Annotated in this window: 16 protein-coding genes; 3 read left to right on the top strand and 13 right to left on the bottom strand. The window is 26.8% G+C overall.

Features of this window, described 5'->3' with window-relative positions; all coding sequences use genetic code 11:
• Positions 1 to 109: 109 nt before the first annotated feature.
• The 5 genes from LPC13_RS12880 to LPC13_RS12865 all read right to left on the bottom strand — a co-directional run bounded on the left by LPC13_RS12880 (position 110) and on the right by LPC13_RS12865 (position 4,744).
• Positions 110 to 208: a MetS family NSS transporter small subunit gene (locus LPC13_RS12880; RefSeq protein ID WP_147576285.1), complete on the bottom strand. Its 99-nt coding sequence runs from the start codon at positions 206 to 208 to the stop codon at positions 110 to 112.
• Between the two features lies 1 nt (position 209).
• Complete coding sequence (locus LPC13_RS12875) at positions 210 to 1,733, bottom strand: sodium-dependent transporter (protein ID WP_005215945.1); 1,524 nt, start codon at positions 1,731 to 1,733, stop codon at positions 210 to 212.
• A 360-nt stretch (positions 1,734 to 2,093) separates the two neighbouring features.
• Positions 2,094 to 2,924: an HAD family hydrolase gene (locus tag LPC13_RS12870; RefSeq protein WP_195245365.1), complete on the bottom strand. Its 831-nt coding sequence runs from the start codon at positions 2,922 to 2,924 to the stop codon at positions 2,094 to 2,096.
• A gap of 215 nt (positions 2,925 to 3,139) precedes the next feature.
• Complete coding sequence (locus LPC13_RS17025; RefSeq protein WP_005215947.1) at positions 3,140 to 3,262, bottom strand: hypothetical protein; 123 nt, start codon at positions 3,260 to 3,262, stop codon at positions 3,140 to 3,142.
• Between the two features lie 75 nt (positions 3,263 to 3,337).
• Complete coding sequence (locus LPC13_RS12865) at positions 3,338 to 4,744, bottom strand: aminotransferase class I/II-fold pyridoxal phosphate-dependent enzyme (protein WP_005215949.1); 1,407 nt, start codon at positions 4,742 to 4,744, stop codon at positions 3,338 to 3,340.
• 185 nt (positions 4,745 to 4,929) lie between these two features.
• Here LPC13_RS12865 and LPC13_RS12860 point away from each other — a divergent pair, with 185 nt between their 5' ends.
• A complete protein-coding gene (locus tag LPC13_RS12860) occupies positions 4,930 to 5,574 on the top strand; it encodes a pentapeptide repeat-containing protein (RefSeq protein ID WP_005215951.1) in 645 nt (214 codons plus the stop codon).
• 86 nt (positions 5,575 to 5,660) lie between these two features.
• Here the strand turns inward: LPC13_RS12860 and LPC13_RS12855 are convergent, their stop codons facing one another.
• From LPC13_RS12855 to LPC13_RS12820, 8 genes are all read right to left on the bottom strand, one after another.
• Positions 5,661 to 6,878, bottom strand: coding sequence for a M16 family metallopeptidase (locus LPC13_RS12855; protein ID WP_234088853.1), 1,218 nt, complete (start codon positions 6,876 to 6,878; stop codon positions 5,661 to 5,663).
• A gap of 182 nt (positions 6,879 to 7,060) precedes the next feature.
• Positions 7,061 to 8,413 (bottom strand): thioether cross-link-forming SCIFF peptide maturase, encoded by a 1,353-nt coding sequence (scfB, locus tag LPC13_RS12850; RefSeq protein WP_005215954.1) that lies wholly within the window; start codon positions 8,411 to 8,413, stop codon positions 7,061 to 7,063.
• A 229-nt stretch (positions 8,414 to 8,642) separates the two neighbouring features.
• Complete coding sequence (scfA, locus tag LPC13_RS12845) at positions 8,643 to 8,780, bottom strand: six-cysteine ranthipeptide SCIFF (RefSeq protein ID WP_003371542.1); 138 nt, start codon at positions 8,778 to 8,780, stop codon at positions 8,643 to 8,645.
• 383 nt (positions 8,781 to 9,163) lie between these two features.
• Positions 9,164 to 9,430, bottom strand: coding sequence for a hypothetical protein (locus LPC13_RS12840; RefSeq protein ID WP_005215956.1), 267 nt, complete (start codon positions 9,428 to 9,430; stop codon positions 9,164 to 9,166).
• Positions 9,431 to 9,504: 74 nt separating this feature from the next.
• Positions 9,505 to 9,672, bottom strand: coding sequence for a hypothetical protein (locus LPC13_RS12835; protein ID WP_005215965.1), 168 nt, complete (start codon positions 9,670 to 9,672; stop codon positions 9,505 to 9,507).
• Positions 9,673 to 9,701: 29 nt separating this feature from the next.
• A complete protein-coding gene (locus LPC13_RS12830; RefSeq protein WP_005215966.1) occupies positions 9,702 to 10,604 on the bottom strand; it encodes a 3'-5' exoribonuclease YhaM family protein in 903 nt (300 codons plus the stop codon).
• Between the two features lie 185 nt (positions 10,605 to 10,789).
• A complete protein-coding gene (locus tag LPC13_RS12825) occupies positions 10,790 to 12,937 on the bottom strand; it encodes a YhgE/Pip domain-containing protein (protein WP_005215967.1) in 2,148 nt (715 codons plus the stop codon).
• Positions 12,938 to 13,171: 234 nt separating this feature from the next.
• Positions 13,172 to 14,617, bottom strand: coding sequence for a VanW family protein (locus LPC13_RS12820; protein ID WP_169317590.1), 1,446 nt, complete (start codon positions 14,615 to 14,617; stop codon positions 13,172 to 13,174).
• Positions 14,618 to 14,897: 280 nt separating this feature from the next.
• Here LPC13_RS12820 and LPC13_RS12815 point away from each other — a divergent pair, with 280 nt between their 5' ends.
• Positions 14,898 to 16,070, top strand: coding sequence for a DEAD/DEAH box helicase (locus LPC13_RS12815; RefSeq protein WP_005215969.1), 1,173 nt, complete (start codon positions 14,898 to 14,900; stop codon positions 16,068 to 16,070).
• A gap of 181 nt (positions 16,071 to 16,251) precedes the next feature.
• On the top strand, positions 16,252 to 17,682 hold the full coding sequence (locus LPC13_RS12810; protein WP_234088852.1) for a spore germination protein: 1,431 nt from the start codon (positions 16,252 to 16,254) through the stop codon (positions 17,680 to 17,682).
• The last annotated feature ends 14 nt before the right edge of the window (positions 17,683 to 17,696 follow it).

Raw genomic sequence — 17,696 nt, 5'->3', positions numbered from 1 at the left:
AGACTATTTCAAAACAAATTTAATAATATACACAAAAAGGAGTCAGTAAACTGACTCCTTTTTTGATTGCTAAATGTTTATATATAATCTAAAATTGTTAGCTATTTAATTATTTTTCCTTCTTTATTGATATAGTCAAAGTAGTTAATAATCCTCCCCATAAAACTACTGCTCCTATAATAAAATAAGTTAATGCAGTTGTGGTCATTTTATACTACCTCCTCTTTTAATTCTTCACTTTCATCAAAACTTTCTATAGCCTTGTTTTTCCATGGTTTTTTAGAAATTAATAATGAACCTATAATCCCCAATCCAATAACTGACCATCCATATGCAAATATTTCTGGTAAGTTATATCCACCATACGGCGTCTTAATCTCAGTAACAAAATTACTAATTAGCATATATGCTAATATTGCTGGTGTTATAAACTTAACAGTAAAATCCCACCATTTTCCTATTCTAAAATACGAAGTCTTATTCGTATGATTTCTAATAACCTCTGGTTTTATTATCCATCCTATAACTATAGCTTCAAGTAATCCTACTACAACTATTCCATAACAATTTATAAAGTTATCCATAATATCTAAAAGATATAAACCTGCTCCGCTTGCAAAAGTTCCACTTACTAAAAGGCCTGTAATACAGATACCTGTAACAACTTTCTTTCTATCCCATCCTGTTTTATCTATAATAGCTGATGCTACTGCTTCAACTAATGATACACACGATGTTAATCCAGCAAATACTAAACAAGCAAAGAATAAACATCCAAGAATTGTTCCCCATGACCCCATAACTGTAAATACCTTAGGGAAAACTATAAACGCTAGTCCAATACCACTTGAAACAACTTCTTCTACTGGTACGCCTTGGCTTGTTGCCATAAATCCTAAAATTGCAAATACCCCAATAGCACATAAGAATTCAAATCCACAATTTGCAAATCCCGTCATAAATGCACTATTGTTTATATCAGTCTTTTTAGGTAAATAACTTGAGTAAGTCATCATTATCCCCATTGCTAAACTTAACGAATAAAATACTTGTCCATATGCTGCTATCCAAACCTTTGGTTCCATAACCTTACTCCAATCTGGAGTAAATAATTTATTTAATCCTAAAGTAGCCCCCTCTAGAGTTACGCCTCTAACAACTATTATCACCATTATTGCTATAAGTGTTGGTAGTAAAACTTTATTTAATTTCTCTATACCACCTTTAACCCCTCTATAACATATAAACCAACTAATTCCCCAAACTAAAACTATTCCTATTAAAATTGGCCATATTAATCCACCAAAGTTAAAAGGTGAATCTGTAAGTCTTAAAAAATCATCATAAAAGAAAGTATTCGGATCATTTCCCCATCCTTTACTAAAACTTAATGTAAAATACTTCATAGCCCAACTTAAAATCATTGAATAATATCCTAAAATAAAGAATGCTGAAATACTTGGCCACCATCCAAGCCATTCCCACTTTTTATTTGCCCTTGCCATTGCTAAAGGAGTTGAACCTCTAAATTTATGTCCCATTCCATATTCAAGAATTAAAAGCGGTATACCTGCTGTAAATATTGCAAAGAAATATGGAACTAAGAAAGCTCCTCCACCATTTTCATATACTAAATACGGAAATCTCCAAATATTCCCTAATCCTACTGCCGATCCTACTGCAGCTAATATGAAACCAACTTTACTTCCCCACTGGTCTCTTTTACTTTCCATGAATTATTCCCCCTTTGTTTTCCATTTTATCCTTAAACATATAATATATTATTTTAGCAACTTTTTCAACCTTTTACTGCTTATTTATTAAATAAATCTCATTTTTTATTATCAATTTATCAATACTTTCCGTATTTATTATCATTTTATCTTTTATCATTGATATTACTAACTTTCTAAGATTTTTTTCTATTTAAATTTAATTGGTATTTTTACTAAATTTAACTTTTAAGCACATATTTCCTTTAATTTCTTATTTATTTTTTATTATATAAACAAAAAACAAACCACAGTTTTAACAAATTGTTAACAAAACTACGGTTTGTTTATTATTTTTTATACAATTTCCACTTTTTTAACTTATATTTTATTTTTAAATCTTTCTTCTAAATATTTAGCTACCCCATCTTCTTCGCAACTTCCAATAACATCAGTAGCTATTTCTTTTATTTTCTCTGCAGCATTTGCTGTAGCATAAGCTTCATCCGCCAATTCAAACATTGGTAAATCATTTACGTTATCACCAAAGCAAACTACCTTATCATAATTTAAATATTTAGATAAATATTTTATACCATTAGCTTTAGATGCTTCATTACTATATGCTTCTAAAAAATAGCAATCTTCATATACATCTCTATAATAATTAACAGTTATACCGTCAACTTTTTCTATTTCTTCCGCAATTCCTTTTATCTTTTCATAAGTATCAAAAGCAACGAAGTTTATTATGCTTAAATCTTTTATAGCTTCCTTATAGTTCACAATTTCTACAAAAGTTTTTAACTCTTTATCTGCACGCTCTTTATAAAAATTATATTCATAAATATGCTCGAAATTTTTATGATAAACCCATAAATGATTTTCTTTAATACCATATACTAATGGGTTTTTGTTGAATTTTTCAAAAATATCTAGCACTTTATTCGCTGAAATTTTATTAATATCTTTTATATCTATATACTTTAATTCTTTAGTATCATATATTACTACACCATTCATTAAAGCAATTGGTAATTTCAAATTTAATCCATCTAATATCTCAACCGCAGTTGCTGGAGTTCTAGCTGTTGCTACAGTAAAATTCACTCCTTCATCTATAAGTTTATTAATAACTTCTTTTGAATAAACTGTTACTTCTCTTTTATTATTTATTAGTGTTCCATCTAAATCTGTAACGAATAATTCCATAAACTTTACCTCTCCTCTTTTGTATCCTATTTTTATTAGGGTTTTATACTATAACACAGAATTAAAATTTATGCTATATATTTTTCAGAATATATTATAATTTTGTATTATTGTATAACTTGTCCTATTAATTGAATCCTTTTAGTAATGGTACCTTTAAAGAAAGTATTAATAAACTTCTTATCTTTTATTAACACTTTCTACTTAAATAATTTCTATTTATTTCTTTCCCATGCACCCATTATAAAGTCTTTTCCTGTTTCATCTTTCATTAATTTTTCTGCCTTTTTTATAGCTTCAAATTCAATTTCACTTACTTCTGCAACTTTATATTCCATCAAATCATCTCCTTAATAATGATAGTATAGTTTTTGTATCTTTATTTTTATCTATTCATATCATTATTAAAGTATTTATTTTATTATCTTTATATAATTATCTTCTATTCCTATTACTGTTTTTTTATTATTTATATAATCTTCTATAATACTTACTGCTTCTTTAGATATAACCTCTCCTGGACATACCAAAGGAATTCCAGGTGGATATGGTATTAACGATTCTTTAGCAACTTTTCCGACAGAATCACCAATCTTTACAATTTCATATTTTTTATCAAAAACTTCATATGGCTCCATAATCTTTTCTGGTATTATATCAAAATAATTTTGATAATGATTATCTTTTAATTTTTCTATATCTAATTCTTCAATTGCTAAATATATCTTTTCAAAATCTTTATCTATATTAAATGGTGATAATATTAATACTACTCCAGATGCAAAGCTCATTTCACATTGAATTTTTTTACTTCTAAAATAATCTAATAATTTATGTCCACTATACTCCTTGTCTAGTGTAATAACATATCTACTTAAATCTAAATTATAGTTACTTGGTAAATCTTCTTCTTTTAATATAGTTATTTTATTTAAAGAATTTATTTTAACACTCCATTCTTCTGATAAATGGATCAAATTATTATAATCTTTATCAGAATAGTTATCTAAATAATATCTACCATAATCTAAAGATGACATTATTAAGTACGATGGAGAAGTAGTCATAAATGCTCTTAAATAAAATTCTATATTATTATCCTCATTAACTAAAAGATATGAACCTTGAGTTAAACTTGGCAATGTTTTATGAGCACTTATTACAGTATAATCAGCAAACTTAACTATAGATTTTGGTAGTTTTTTTGAAAATCCATAATGCGCTCCATGAGCTCCATCTATTATTATTTTAAATCCTTTTTTCTTTAAATCAACAAGTATTTTAGATATATCATAACTTATTCCAAAATAATTTGGATAAGTTAATATTATTCCCTTTGGATTATCACATTCTTCTATTGCCTTATAAATTTTTTCTTCATTTGGTGGCAAAAACAGTCCTTTATCTTCATATATTACAGGTTCAATATATTTTACTTTTAATTTTCTTAATATAAGTCCATTATAAATTGACTTATGACAATTTCTTTCAACTAAGACTTCATCCCCTTCATTAAAAGCATCAAAAATACAAGCTAAATTTCCTCCACTACTTCCATTAACAGTAAAATAAGCTTTTTTAACACCATAAGTCTTTGCAAGTAATTCTTGTGCTTCTTTTATAACCCCCTCTGGACAATGAAGGTTATCTAAGGGATCAACCTCTGTTATATCTAAAAAACCCATATTAGATACAAATTCTTTTCCAATATCATCTCTTAAAAATCCAATACCACTTTTGTTTCCTGGCATTGAAAGAATAAGATTATTCTCCTTTTTATATTTTAATACTTCTTCTAATAACGGTACATTTTTACTCATATCTTCCTCTTCTTTTAAAGTTATTTAATATTTATAATCTTATATTAATAAATATTAAATATAAATACTATAAAATTTCAATATATATCGGTATACTTAATATTCTTGCTTCTTTTCAAAACATTGACTGCTCTAACTTTAATTATTATACTTATTATTAATATTGTAAAATACAGGAGAATACTATGAGTAAATTAATAAAAATACAAAAACCTAAATTTGTAGATGATTTATATGAAATAGAAGACATTTATGATGAATTTATATATGAAGATACTATAAAAAATAAAACTATAGAAAATATTACTATTAGTGATAAAAATGATACTTCAGTAACTATTGATTCTTGTATATTTAAAAATGTAACTTTTAAAAGTTGCACCTTCCCTAGAATTGATTTAATTGATACAAAATTTGAAAACTGTGATTTATCCAATGTAAGTTTTAGTGGTGGAAGTATTCATAGAGTGGAATTTATAAACTGCAAACTTGTTGGTTCAAAATTTGATGATTGTATTATTAAAGATGTATTATTTGAAAATACCTTAGCTAAATACTGTAATTTCTCATTTTCAAAATTTAAAGGTGCTAATATAATAGAAACTAATTTATGTGATGCTATTTTTCAAGAAGCACAACTAAATAAAGTTTGCTTTAATAATTCTGACCTTTCAAACTGTTACTTTAATAAAACCTCATTAACAAAGCTAGATTTAACAACCTGTGATATATCTAATATAGACGTAGAAATTAAAGATCTATACGGTACTGAAGTAACAGCAATGCAAGCTTTAGACTTAACTCGCTTAATGGGACTTGTAATAAAATAAAATCATCTAATATTAACTACTTAGAAACAGTATTAATAAATCCTTCGACTTATTAATACTGTTTTTTCTATGATTTATCTCTACCATTAAAAATTAGTTATAACTTGTATTGACATATTTTCAAAAACCTTATTAGCTGTATTAATAATAAAATCTACTGGCATTTTATTTAAATTTTCAGTTTCATCAATATATAGTAATCCATCTCCAAACATAGTATCATAAGTAGCTAATTTCATAGCTAATCTTACACTTTGTTCATCAGCAAATAATCTTTTCAATCTGAAACTCTTTATTAAAGCTTCAATATCTTTCTTTTGTAATTTTTCCCTAAAACAATCAACATTTTGTACTAACTCTTTCACAATTTCTATTGATTTATCTACATTTTCATGAGCGGTACTATAAGTAATTTTATAAACCTTTATATGTTCTTCATTAGCTACCCTTGTTAATACATCATACACTAATCCATATTTTGTTCTTAATGTGTCAAATAAAACAGAATTTACACCTTCTCCAAAATATTGATTAAAAACTTTTAATGCTTTTATCTCCCATTGATTCAGTTTATTAATAGGGAAAATAACCTGAACCTTAGCAGTATTTATCTCTGCTTTCTTATCTATAAAAACCCCATTTTTAGGGTTTATAATTATTTCATCCTTTTCAGGAAGTCTTTCACTTCTCCAGTCTATAAAGTACTCCTCTACCAAATCCCTTACTTCTTCAAATTCTAATTGCGAGATAATAGTTATAGTTGCATTATTAGCACAATAATAATCATTAAAGAAATCTATTGCATCATCTATTGTTATATTATTTAATGATTTCTCTGTGCCTATAATAGGATACTTAATTCTTCTACCTTCAATACAATTTAAATAAAGCTTATCTTCAGTATATTGCTCCAGCTCTTCATCCCATTCTTTAAGTTCCTGCTTTATAACCTCCATCTCTTCCTTAAAGCCTTCCTCAGTAAATACTGGTGCTAAAAGAATATCTGAAAATAGCTCCAATCCTTTTTGTAAGTCTTCACTTAGTAATGTTCCATAAAAGACTACATAAGGGTAATTTGTCATAGCATTTTGAAATCCAAATATATTGCTTAGCTCTTCATTTATTTTCTTTTCACTTCTTGTTTCTGTTCCCTTATATACCATATGCTCAGTAACATGAGCAACTCCAAGATTTTCTCCATCACGTGCTGCCCCTGCATCCAAAGAAATAGCTATTGAGCTTAATTCACTATTACTTTTTTTATATATTAACTTTAATCCATTATCTAAAATATAATCTTTCATTTATTTCACCTCAATTAATATTTTATCAATTTTGTGTTTCTTCAATTTAATAATTATTTTACTACATCCTCATTGATACCTATATATAGTATATTTATACTTTAAATTTTATAAACCCCTGCCTTTCCATAATAGCAAAAAACTCCAAGTTTACATATACTTGAAGTTTTTTTATAAAATATTTATTCTGCTTTAAGTGCTATAGCACATTCAATTCTCTTCTTTTGCATTTTACATCCTATTTCATAAGGAATGTTCATATCACCATTAAATGCAAAGTTATTTGATTGACATCCACCTGAACAGTAGAATCTAGCCCAACATTCTCTACATTTTGGTTTATTATAAATATGAGCCTTCTTAAACTTCTTACCAAGTTCTGAATCATATGTATCATCATAGATACTTCCAAGCTTAAATTCTTCTTTACCAACAAATTGGTGACATGGGTAAACTTCACCTTGTGGAGTTATTGCAACATATTCAAATCCCGCACCACATCCTGAAATTCTCTTATAAACACATGGTCCACCATTTAAATCAATATTAAAGTGATAGAAGTTGAATTCATCCCCTTCTTTCTTTCTTCTAGCCATTTCATTATATAGTTTATCATAGTTTTCGAATATTTCTGGTAAATGTTCTTCTTTAAGTTCTAAGAAATGTCCTTTTTCTAAAACTACTGGCTCAATTGAAATTTCTCTAAATCCTTCATTTACCATAGCTTTAACATCTTCATAGAAATCAGTATTGGCTCCTGTAAATGTTCCTCTTACATAGTAATGTTTAGATTTATCTCTTTTTTCAATCATTCTCTTGATATTTGGAAGTATATCATCATAAGAACCACTGCCATCAACTTTGATTCTTACATTATCATTAACTTCTTTTCTGCCATCTAAAGAAAGGATTATATTACCCATTTCTTTATCCATGAAATCCATCATTTCTTCAGTTAAAAGAGTTGCATTAGTAGTCATTGTAAATCTGATGTTCTTTTTCCAAGCTTTTTCGTTTTCTCTGGCATACGCTATTATTTCTTTAACCTTGTCCATGATCATTGTTGGTTCTCCACCAAATAAATCAATTTCAATATTTCTTCTAGGACCACTTCTCTTAACAACATAATCGATTGCTTTCTTCGCTGTTTCAACAGACATTACACCTTTATGTCCATTGTATTCACCTTCATCAGCAAAACAATATTTACATCTTAAGTTACATCCATGAATTATATTTAGACATACTGCTTTTATATAATCTCTATCATCCATTGATGAATGTGCTATATCTTCATATTGATCCTTTGAATATAATATATCTTCGTCTATAAGCTCAAGTAATTCTTCATAAGCTTCAGATATAGTTTCTACACCATATTTATCTCCGAATTCTTTTATAAGCTCTTCTTTTTCTCTTAATTTGTTGTCATCTACTAAATCATAAACTAATTCATCTACTATATGAACAGCTCCTGTATTTACATCTAGTACAAAGAAATTGTCACCTTGCTTAAATTTATGTATTAAAGCCATAGCAAGTCCTCCTAATTATTATATTTTTATCTTAAAACACTTACCGGTTATAATTTAAATTTTTATATTAACTCATAGTTAAATTTATTTATATAAATAAATTTAATTTTAATTCTTTTCTGTTATAAAACATATTTTTAAGTAAAATTTACCTTAATAAGAATAATATTACTTTTCTCTTAAAACAACATTAAGCAGTAACTAAAAATAGTTACTGCTTATGTTTTTCTTAGTTTTCACATTCTAAGTTAGCAACTGTGCAAGAAGTTTTGCAAGCTGATTGGCATGAGTTTGCACATTCCTTACATCCTGGTTTGCATAAGCTATTTTTGATGTTAGTTTTGTTTATTGTTTTTATGTGTTTCATGTCAAATCCTCCATTTTATAAATATAACATTGGTAATTATAGCATAGTTTGTCATGGTAATAAAGTATTTCTTTCCATACCCTCTATACTTTTACCTAATCACCTTATATTTATATTATTACTGCACTGTTTTATTCCTACCATTGTGATAAATAACTACTTTTATTTTTTATACTATGTGAATTTTAATATAGATAAAAAATTACAAAGCACTCTTAAACATAAATATTAAATTAAAAATGGTAAATTAAATGAACTGACTTAGCAATCATATTCATCATTTACCATTTTCAACTTCTAATTTATAGTTAATCATCTTTGTAATATACTTAAATTCTTTATGTATTCATTTTATTAAATATTTTTTATTATAAAACTTATTTTTATAACGATGTTTCTTTTCTTATTTCTTCTATCATATCATCTTCTGAAAAAGTCTTATCTTCATAAGGACTATAAATATCTTCTAGATGGACTGTATAATAAACATTCTTACTTTTCTTTTCTTTTGGTTTGACTTTTTCTTTATCTTCTTTCATGCTTTCTAGCTTTTTGTTAATATTACTTTTAACTAATACTCCTGCTGCTACTGATGCAACCACTGCTGATAATGCTCCAAAAAGCAGCTTTTTATTGTTCTTACCACTCATAATATCACCTCACTATTTATAAAAATTATATCTACATTATTACTTCAAGTCAATTTACAAATTTGTTAATTTTATTATTTATTAAACTTTTCTCGTTCTATTTCGATATTACTTTTATTATTATTAAACTTATTTGTATTATTAGCTTTAACTATATTTTCTACATTTACAATAGGCGTATCATTTGAAATTGCTTCACAAAAAATATCTTCTTCTATTGACTTATCTTTAAATTTATTCATAATTATCCTCCTTACATTTATATCCTTTATTATAAATACAACCTTGTTTCTATTCTTCTATCATATTCAGACCAATTTCCTTCATCAGTTTTTTCTTTTATTTGAGAAATCTTATTCATTGTAGCATCTATTGAATCTGCAGAATTTAGAATAAAAGCCTCTTCCATTCTCATTTCTCTTGGTGAACCATATTCAAGCTTACCATGATGTTGAACTATACACCCCTTCATTCTAGTCATAAAATCTTCAGAGTAAAAACCCTTATTACTTAAAAAAGCTTCTTCCAACATTTGTGTTCCAATAACAATATGCCCTTCCATTTCTCCTCTTAATGTATATTTAAAAGGTCCATCATAATATAATTCATATATTTTACCAATATCATGAAGCTTAGCTGCTAATATTGCTATTTCTTTATATCTACAATTATATTTTTCACAAAGCATTATCGTTAAGTACATTACCCCTAATGTATGCTCTGCAAGACCTCCTATATAATTATGATGCATAGATACCCCACCAATACCTTTTTTAAATTTTTCTAAAAATTCTTCATTTTTAAAAAAATAATCATTTAACGCTTTTGCTTCTCTAGATATTATGTATTCATCAGTATAAAGTTCTAATTCCTCCATAATATCCTCTATTGGTCTTTTTACTGTTGGTAAATAGTCTATAGCATTGTATTCATTTAATATACAGTATTTTTTAACCTCTAAATTAACATCTTTTTTACCTTCTATTTCTAAAACTACACCTTGCTCTATATCACTTTTTTTAGTTGGTATTGTAGCTTTTATTTCTCCACTTTTATCTGCTAAAATACATACTATCTTACTAGTATCCTTAAACATCACTCTCATCACCATAAATGATGTTTTAATTTCACTTCCATTTTTTACATCAGCTAAATATATATCTTTCTTACTCATCACTAAATCCTCCAAAGAAACTAAATAACTTTATATCTATATTCTAGTCTATCCTAAAGAATATCAAAATATTTTTTACACTTTATTATGATTTTAAAATAAAGAAAAATGACTTATAACTAAGAATATAGTAAATAAATATTAAAATACCCTTGCTATAAGCCATTACTTTAATTTTTTAATTATTATTCTCCAATTCCACTATTTTCTACACTTTCTTTAAATCCATGTAACAATTTATTGATTGGTTTTTTTAGGAATATTGAGATTAATATAAATATTGCTCCATATACCAATAATACTATTACATCTTGCATTAAAACATTTTGAACTACGCCTCCAATTGCCTCTCTTGCAAAAGAAATAGCATAAGTAAATGGTAAAAATGGATGTATAATTTGAAAAAATTTAGGTGTTAGTTGAATAGGAAATGTTCCTCCTGAACCTCCAATTTGTATTACTAATAATACAATTCCTAGAACTTTTCCTACATTTCCTAGTACAGATACAAGAGAATACAGTATAAATGTAAATATAATGCTTGTAAATACACTTCCTATAACAAATAATACTGGATTTACACAATATATTTTTAATAAATATAAATCTCCAACTGCTACTATTATTGCTTGTATTATTGCTATTGTTAGAAATAATAATAACTTTCCAAAATATTGTTGTGTTGATGAGTATTCCCCATGCACTTCTGTAGTTAGCATAGATGCTAATAATAATAGTCCTACCCATAATGATAATACTGTATAGAATGGTGTCATTCCTGTTCCGTAATTACCCATTGGGAATAGTTTATTTTCAATTATATTAACAGGTTCTGCCAAAAAGTCACTTCTCTTTTTAACATCACTCTTTAACAAATCTATTATTTCTTTTAAATCATTGCTATCTTTTATACCACTAATTTTGCTTACTAAGTCATTTATCATATCTTCAGCTTCTGGAAGCTTTTCCTTTACAAACTCAATTCCTTCTATTCCTTTATCTGCTCCTTGATATACTGTGTTTAGTATATCAGTTACTTGTGGAAGTTTTGTTTCTGCTTGCTCTAATACATTGGCTGCATTATCTGCTACTGTATATGCATCATCAAATATTGTGCTAATTTTTCCAGCTATATTCGCATCAAAATTATTATATAAATCACTTGTTATATTACTAATATCATCAGCAATAGTTATTACATTATTTAATAAAGATAAATCTGGCGCTTGCCCATTTGCTATATTAGTTTTAACTGTATTTAAAGCACTAATAGCTGAATTAACATTATCATTAACTCCTTGCAAAGTGGATATAATATCATCAAATTTACCTGGACTAAACTTATTCATAGTTTCTAAAATACCAGTTAATGAACTTGCACTATTACTTATACTATTAAGCTTTTCAATTAAACTATCTATCATTTCCGGCGAATTTTCCACACCTGAGTTTATTGCATTTATTACTGCATCTGTATACTTTGATACCTCTGTTGATATTTGATTTACTATATTAATATCATTTTTAATTATTGGTGCTATATTACTTAAACTATTTTTAGAAGTGCTTAAAAAATCTTTTACTTCCCCACTTAAAGTTTGTGCATTGTTAATAGTTTGTTCTATAAGTGGAATATCATTTTGAATTCCTGATACTAATGTCTTAAGTTGCTCTGCCCCTTCTCCAGCCAAATTAACTATATCATTAATATTCCCAAAATGTCCTTGTATATCTAATAAAGAATTATATATTGTATCAATTTTAGGAATTTGATTTTCAAGCTCTACACCTATTTTGTTACCCATTCCAAATACTGCATCGCTTACGCTTGAAACTACTGCTTCACTTATCTTTTGTTGAACTGAACTTGCTCCCTTATCCGTTAATTTAGGTGCAATAGCATTTATTTTTTCGTTAACTGTATAAATTATATCTCCTTTTGTTACATTTTCTCCAACAATAGACGTTAAGTTTTTAGAAAAGTTTTCAGGAATAGTTATCATTGCATAATACTTTCCTTCTTCAACCATTTTATTAGCTTCTTCTTCACTAACAAACTGCCATCCTAATTGTGTATTACTTTTCAATTCATCTACTACATCATTTCCTAAATTTAATTCTTTTCCGTTAAGTGTAGCTCCAACATCTTTATTTACAACACCAATCTTTATTCCACTAGTTGCAGATTCTGCATATGGATCCCAAGATGCCTTAATATTAAACCAAGCATACAATGATGGTAGTATACATAATGCTAACACCACTATTAAGGCTCCATAATTTAAAAAAATATTTTTCAAATCTTTTTTGTAAATCTCAAATACTTTTTTCATATTTTTCTCCTTTGTTATTTATTTTTTTAGATATTTAAAATTAAATATAAATTTATTGATATTATTATGTTTTCATAAATTACAATTTTTATCACAATTTATAATTTTTAATTATTTAAAATAATAAAAAATGGCTGTATCAAAAGTTAATATGAATATTTCTAAAAATTATCATATAGTTATTTTGATACAACCAATTTAAATTTTAATACTATCTTTAAATAAATTATTTTATTAACTAAAAGGCCTATAACTACTACTATTTAAGTATTCTTCATAAACTACATTTCCATCTGCATCATATCCATAAAGATATGTTTCTGCATAAAGACTACCACTTGGATAAGCCTTTGGCTCATATGTTATTCCATTAGTAGCATTTGTATTAGACCAAAACTCTACTGTTAATGATCCCTCACTAGTATAAGCCTTTATTACTATAGGATATTCATATGGATTTTCAAATACTAAGTCTGGCTCATAATCTCCAATTGTTGCATCCAATCCTATTGGTGCATATCCTACTGTCATCATATGATTTGTTCTTTCTAACGGAACAATTCCAGATCTAAGCTCTGCATTATAAAGTGTAGTTGCTATTTGACATACTCCTCCACCATATCCTGGCACTACTTGTCCATCAACATAAGTATTAGCTAAAACAAATCCATACTCTGCTGTTGTAGGTCCTATAGCATCAACAGTTGAGAAAATATCCCCTGGCATAAGTAATGTATTGTCAATATCAAGTGCTCCTAAAGCTATATTAGTCCCACTTGGACCTGCTGAAAAATAAGTAGTATAACTTCCAATAATTCCATTTACGCTTTGAAGTGCTTCTGCTGTTATATTAGGGTCAACATCTTTTATTTCACCTGACAATGTAACTACATCATTTCCACCAATATCTTCAACTACTGATTTTATTTCATTAGTTAATTTTTCTGAATCTAATTCACTTCCAATTTGTCCATCTGTAATGTTTATTTCTCCCCCGTTAATATTAATAGATGCATCACTTGGCTCTACATAAACTTCTGTAGCTATTTTTTGAATAAATTCATTTATTGCTTCTTCATTGTAAGTAAGTTTTACTTCATAATTTTTTTCTTCAGGATCTCTTATAAGCTTTAATTTTTCAAAAAACTTATTGTCTTTTCCATAATTTAAAACTTCATTTTCAATAGCTTCAAAATCTATATCTAAATCTAAGGCTCTTCTTGCTATTTCAAACTTTCTATCACCAATAGTTACTTCTATTTCCTTTTCTTCTACAGTACTTAATATTTCTTCTAGAGTTTTATGGAGCTGATCTTTATTCATTCCACTTATATCTTTATCTAAAATATAAGACATTGGATATACTTTATCATTATAACTTTTAACTAAGTTATTTATTTTTACTCCATAATATATACCACTTATCAATAAGATAGCTATAACTAAAGATATGCTGCCTATTATTATTTTCTTTTTCCCATTATTTTTTTCCTTAGTGGTATTGGTATTAGAAAATTCCTCTTCATTAACATATTTAATGTCATTTTTTTCATTTTCTTCTTTACCATTAACCTCTTCATTGTTCTGTATTATTTCTTTTTCATCTGTAGTGTTACTTATTTCATTTCCTATAGATTCTTCCTTAATACCTCCAGCCTTTTCGATATCTTCTTTTCCCATTTTTTGCTCCACCCCTACTTTAAAACTTATTACTTCATAGATATATTCAAAAATATTAAATTTATGAACCAACTTTTCCATATTCAAAATTGTGTACTAATAATAACGCTTCTACATTATATTATATATATAGTTACCATTTTTTACAATTATTTTTATAAAATTCCCCTTATTTCTTTATTTAGGATTATATTTTTTGTATAAAATTATTTTCTATACTAAATTAAAATTTAGTGTATACTATAAAAGTACTTTAAAAATAAAAAATGAGGAGAGAATAATGAATACAACTTTTAATGAACTTAATTTAAACTCAAATATAATTGAAGGTTTAAAATTACAAAATATAACTACACCTACAGAAATACAAACTTTAACAATCCCAAAGGCTTTAGAAAATATGGATATAATTGCCGAATCTCATACTGGAAGTGGTAAAACTTTAGCTTACATATGTCCTATTTTTGAAAAAATAAATACTGATAAAAAAGAAATGCAAGCTATTATTTTAGCACCAACACATGAATTAGTAATGCAAATAGATGCTCAAATTAAACTTCTTGCAAAAAATTCAAATATAAATATATCTTCTCTTACTATCATGGGAGAATCTAATATTGAAAAACAAATAAAAAAAATTAAGGAAGTTAAACCACATATAATAGTTGGTTCTGCTGGTAGAGTTCTTGATTTAATTAAGAAGAAAAAAATTACTGCACATACTATTAAAACAATCGTTATGGATGAAGCTGATAGCCTTTTAGCTAAAAATAAAGCTACAATAATTAAAGATATAATTAAAGCTACAATGAGAGATAGACAACTTATGTTCTTTTCTGCTAGTATAAATGCTACAACATTAGATATAGCTAAATCATTAGTAAAAGAAGTTGAAATAGTTAAGTCAGAAGAAAAATCTGTTCTTAATCCTAATATTTCTCATATGTTTATAACTTGTGACTTTAGAGATAGATTTGAAACTTTAAGAAAACTTTTAGCTGCGGAAACTCCTACTAGAGCAATTGTTTTTGTAAATAACAGTACAGAACTTCAAAACATTAATGAAAAATTAGATTATCATAAAGTAAAATCTACTGCTATTTATGGAAATGCATCTAAAGAACAAAGACAAAGATCAATTGAAGCATTTAGAAATGGTAAATTTAATGTTTTAGTATCTTCTGATGTATCAGCTAGGGGATTAGATATTCCTGAAATTACACATATAATTAGTATGGATTTCCCTGCAAATCCTGATGAATATTTACATAGAGCTGGAAGAACTGCTCGTGGAACACTTTCTGGTTCTTCAATTTGTATTGCTACAAAAAAAGATTTAAATGCAATAAAAACTTATCAAAAAGCGTTCAAGATAAAATTCAAAGAAATGAATCTTTATGGCGGTAATTTAATTCCTGTAAAACCTATCGAAAAAAAAACATCATATAAATAGATATTAAAGTCAATTATAAAATTTAAAGAAAGTAATACTAACTTTCAGAAAATTTAATAATTGACTTTTTTATTTATATCCCTCCTTATATTTATAATTCATATAAGTCTATTCATACTTTGGTATATAAGATAAAAAAAAGCTAAAACTAAAGTTATTATTATATTTTAAGGAGGAAAAGATGAAACTAACAAATGATTTTAAGCACAACTTAAATACTATAAAAAAAGAGCTTAATGTTGGTAAAAGCTTTGATGTGTTAGAAAGAATTATAGATGTGCATAATACCAAATTTTATTGTTATTATCTAGATGGATTTGTAAAAGATACTAATATGGAATATGTCCGCAGAGATATGTACAATGTAAAAGCAGATGAGTTTAAATTAATAACCTCTGCTAATGAATTGATTGAAAAGGCACTTAGCTCAATAGAAGCTAGTACTGATAATGATATTGATAATTTAGTAAAAGCCGTTCTTTCAGGTCAATCTATATTACTTTGTGAAAAGTTTCCTGAAGCCTTAGTATTAGACTATAGAACTTACCCCTCAAGAGGTATTGATGAACCTGATAAAGAAAAAGTTCTTCGTGGTTCACACGATGGCTTTGTAGAAACTATCGTATTTAATACAGCTCTAATACGTAGACGAATACGCGATTCAGACTTAATTTTTGAAATGCATACTATAGGATCAATATCCAAAACAGATATTGCTATTGGCTATTTAAATAGTACTGTTGATAAAAAAACATTAAATAAAATTAGAGAATTAATAGATAATACTGATATTAAATCCCTAACATTAGGAGATGAAAGCTTTATTGAAATTTTAACTCCTAAAAATAGATTAAATCCTTTTCCTAGAGCTAGGCATACAGAAAGACCTGATGTAGTTGCTGCTGAAATAGTTGAAGGAAAAGTCGCAATTTTAATAGATAATACACCTTCTGTTTTAATATTTCCTGCAAGCATATTTGATTTTATTCAATCTATTGATGATTATTACTTACCAGTTTTAACAGGTAATTATTTAAAAATTTTAAGATTCTTAGTTCTTTTTGTTAATATGTTTTTAACTCCAGTTTATGTTTTATTAACTGATAATCCTCAATGGCTAGTTGGAAAACTAAACTTTTTACTTCCTAAGGATCCATATGTACTGCCAATATTTTTACAATTCATATTAGCTGAATTTGCTATAGATGGACTTAAATTAGCTTCACTTAATACACCTAATTCACTAGGTACATCACTTTCAATTATAGGTGGTTTAATATTAGGTGATTATACTGTACAAACTGGTTGGTTTACACCTCAAACTATACTTTATATGTCAATAGTTGCATTATCTAGTTTTGTCCAACCAAGTATAGAATTAGGATTTGCTTTAAAATTTTTGCGTATTATACTACTTTTATTAACAGGTTTACTAGGTAAATGGGGATTTGTTATAGGAATAATTATAAATATTATAATCGTATTAACAACTAAAACAATTACTGGTGAAAAATACTTATATCCACTTATTCCGTTTAATTGGAATGATTGGTCTTATGTCAATATTTTGGACACAAAAAGTCAAACTTTTTTATGCTGCACTTCTAGCTAATAATTCACATTGAT

Origin of the sequence: Clostridium celatum, from assembly GCF_021412605.1 — a bacterium.
Taxonomy (GTDB): domain Bacteria; phylum Bacillota; class Clostridia; order Clostridiales; family Clostridiaceae; genus Clostridium; species Clostridium celatum.
Note: the sequence above shows the minus strand (reverse complement) of the source record. Positions and strands in the feature narration are given on the sequence as shown.

Bases quoted from the DNA above. Each gene is read 5' to 3' on its own strand.
- LPC13_RS12880 (WP_147576285.1), bottom strand. From the start codon at position 208: ATGACCACAACTGCATTAACTTATTTTATTATAGGAGCAGTAGTTTTA.
- LPC13_RS12875 (WP_005215945.1), bottom strand. From the start codon at position 1,733: ATGGAAAGTAAAAGAGACCAGTGGGGAAGTAAAGTTGGTTTCATATTA.
- LPC13_RS12870 (WP_195245365.1), bottom strand. From the start codon at position 2,924: ATGGAATTATTCGTTACAGATTTAGATGGAACACTAATAAATAATAAA.
- LPC13_RS17025 (WP_005215947.1), bottom strand. From the start codon at position 3,262: ATGGAATATAAAGTTGCAGAAGTAAGTGAAATTGAATTTGAAGCTATA.
- LPC13_RS12865 (WP_005215949.1), bottom strand. From the start codon at position 4,744: ATGAGTAAAAATGTACCGTTATTAGAAGAAGTATTAAAATATAAAAAG.
- LPC13_RS12860 (WP_005215951.1), top strand. From the start codon at position 4,930: ATGAGTAAATTAATAAAAATACAAAAACCTAAATTTGTAGATGATTTA.
- LPC13_RS12855 (WP_234088853.1), bottom strand. From the start codon at position 6,878: ATGAAAGATTATATTTTAGATAATGGATTAAAGTTAATATATAAAAAA.
- scfB (WP_005215954.1), bottom strand. From the start codon at position 8,413: ATGGCTTTAATACATAAATTTAAGCAAGGTGACAATTTCTTTGTACTA.
- scfA (WP_003371542.1), bottom strand. From the start codon at position 8,780: ATGAAACACATAAAAACAATAAACAAAACTAACATCAAAAATAGCTTA.
- LPC13_RS12840 (WP_005215956.1), bottom strand. From the start codon at position 9,430: ATGAGTGGTAAGAACAATAAAAAGCTGCTTTTTGGAGCATTATCAGCA.
- LPC13_RS12835 (WP_005215965.1), bottom strand. From the start codon at position 9,672: ATGAATAAATTTAAAGATAAGTCAATAGAAGAAGATATTTTTTGTGAA.
- LPC13_RS12830 (WP_005215966.1), bottom strand. From the start codon at position 10,604: ATGAGTAAGAAAGATATATATTTAGCTGATGTAAAAAATGGAAGTGAA.
- LPC13_RS12825 (WP_005215967.1), bottom strand. From the start codon at position 12,937: ATGAAAAAAGTATTTGAGATTTACAAAAAAGATTTGAAAAATATTTTT.
- LPC13_RS12820 (WP_169317590.1), bottom strand. From the start codon at position 14,617: ATGGGAAAAGAAGATATCGAAAAGGCTGGAGGTATTAAGGAAGAATCT.
- LPC13_RS12815 (WP_005215969.1), top strand. From the start codon at position 14,898: ATGAATACAACTTTTAATGAACTTAATTTAAACTCAAATATAATTGAA.
- LPC13_RS12810 (WP_234088852.1), top strand. From the start codon at position 16,252: ATGAAACTAACAAATGATTTTAAGCACAACTTAAATACTATAAAAAAA.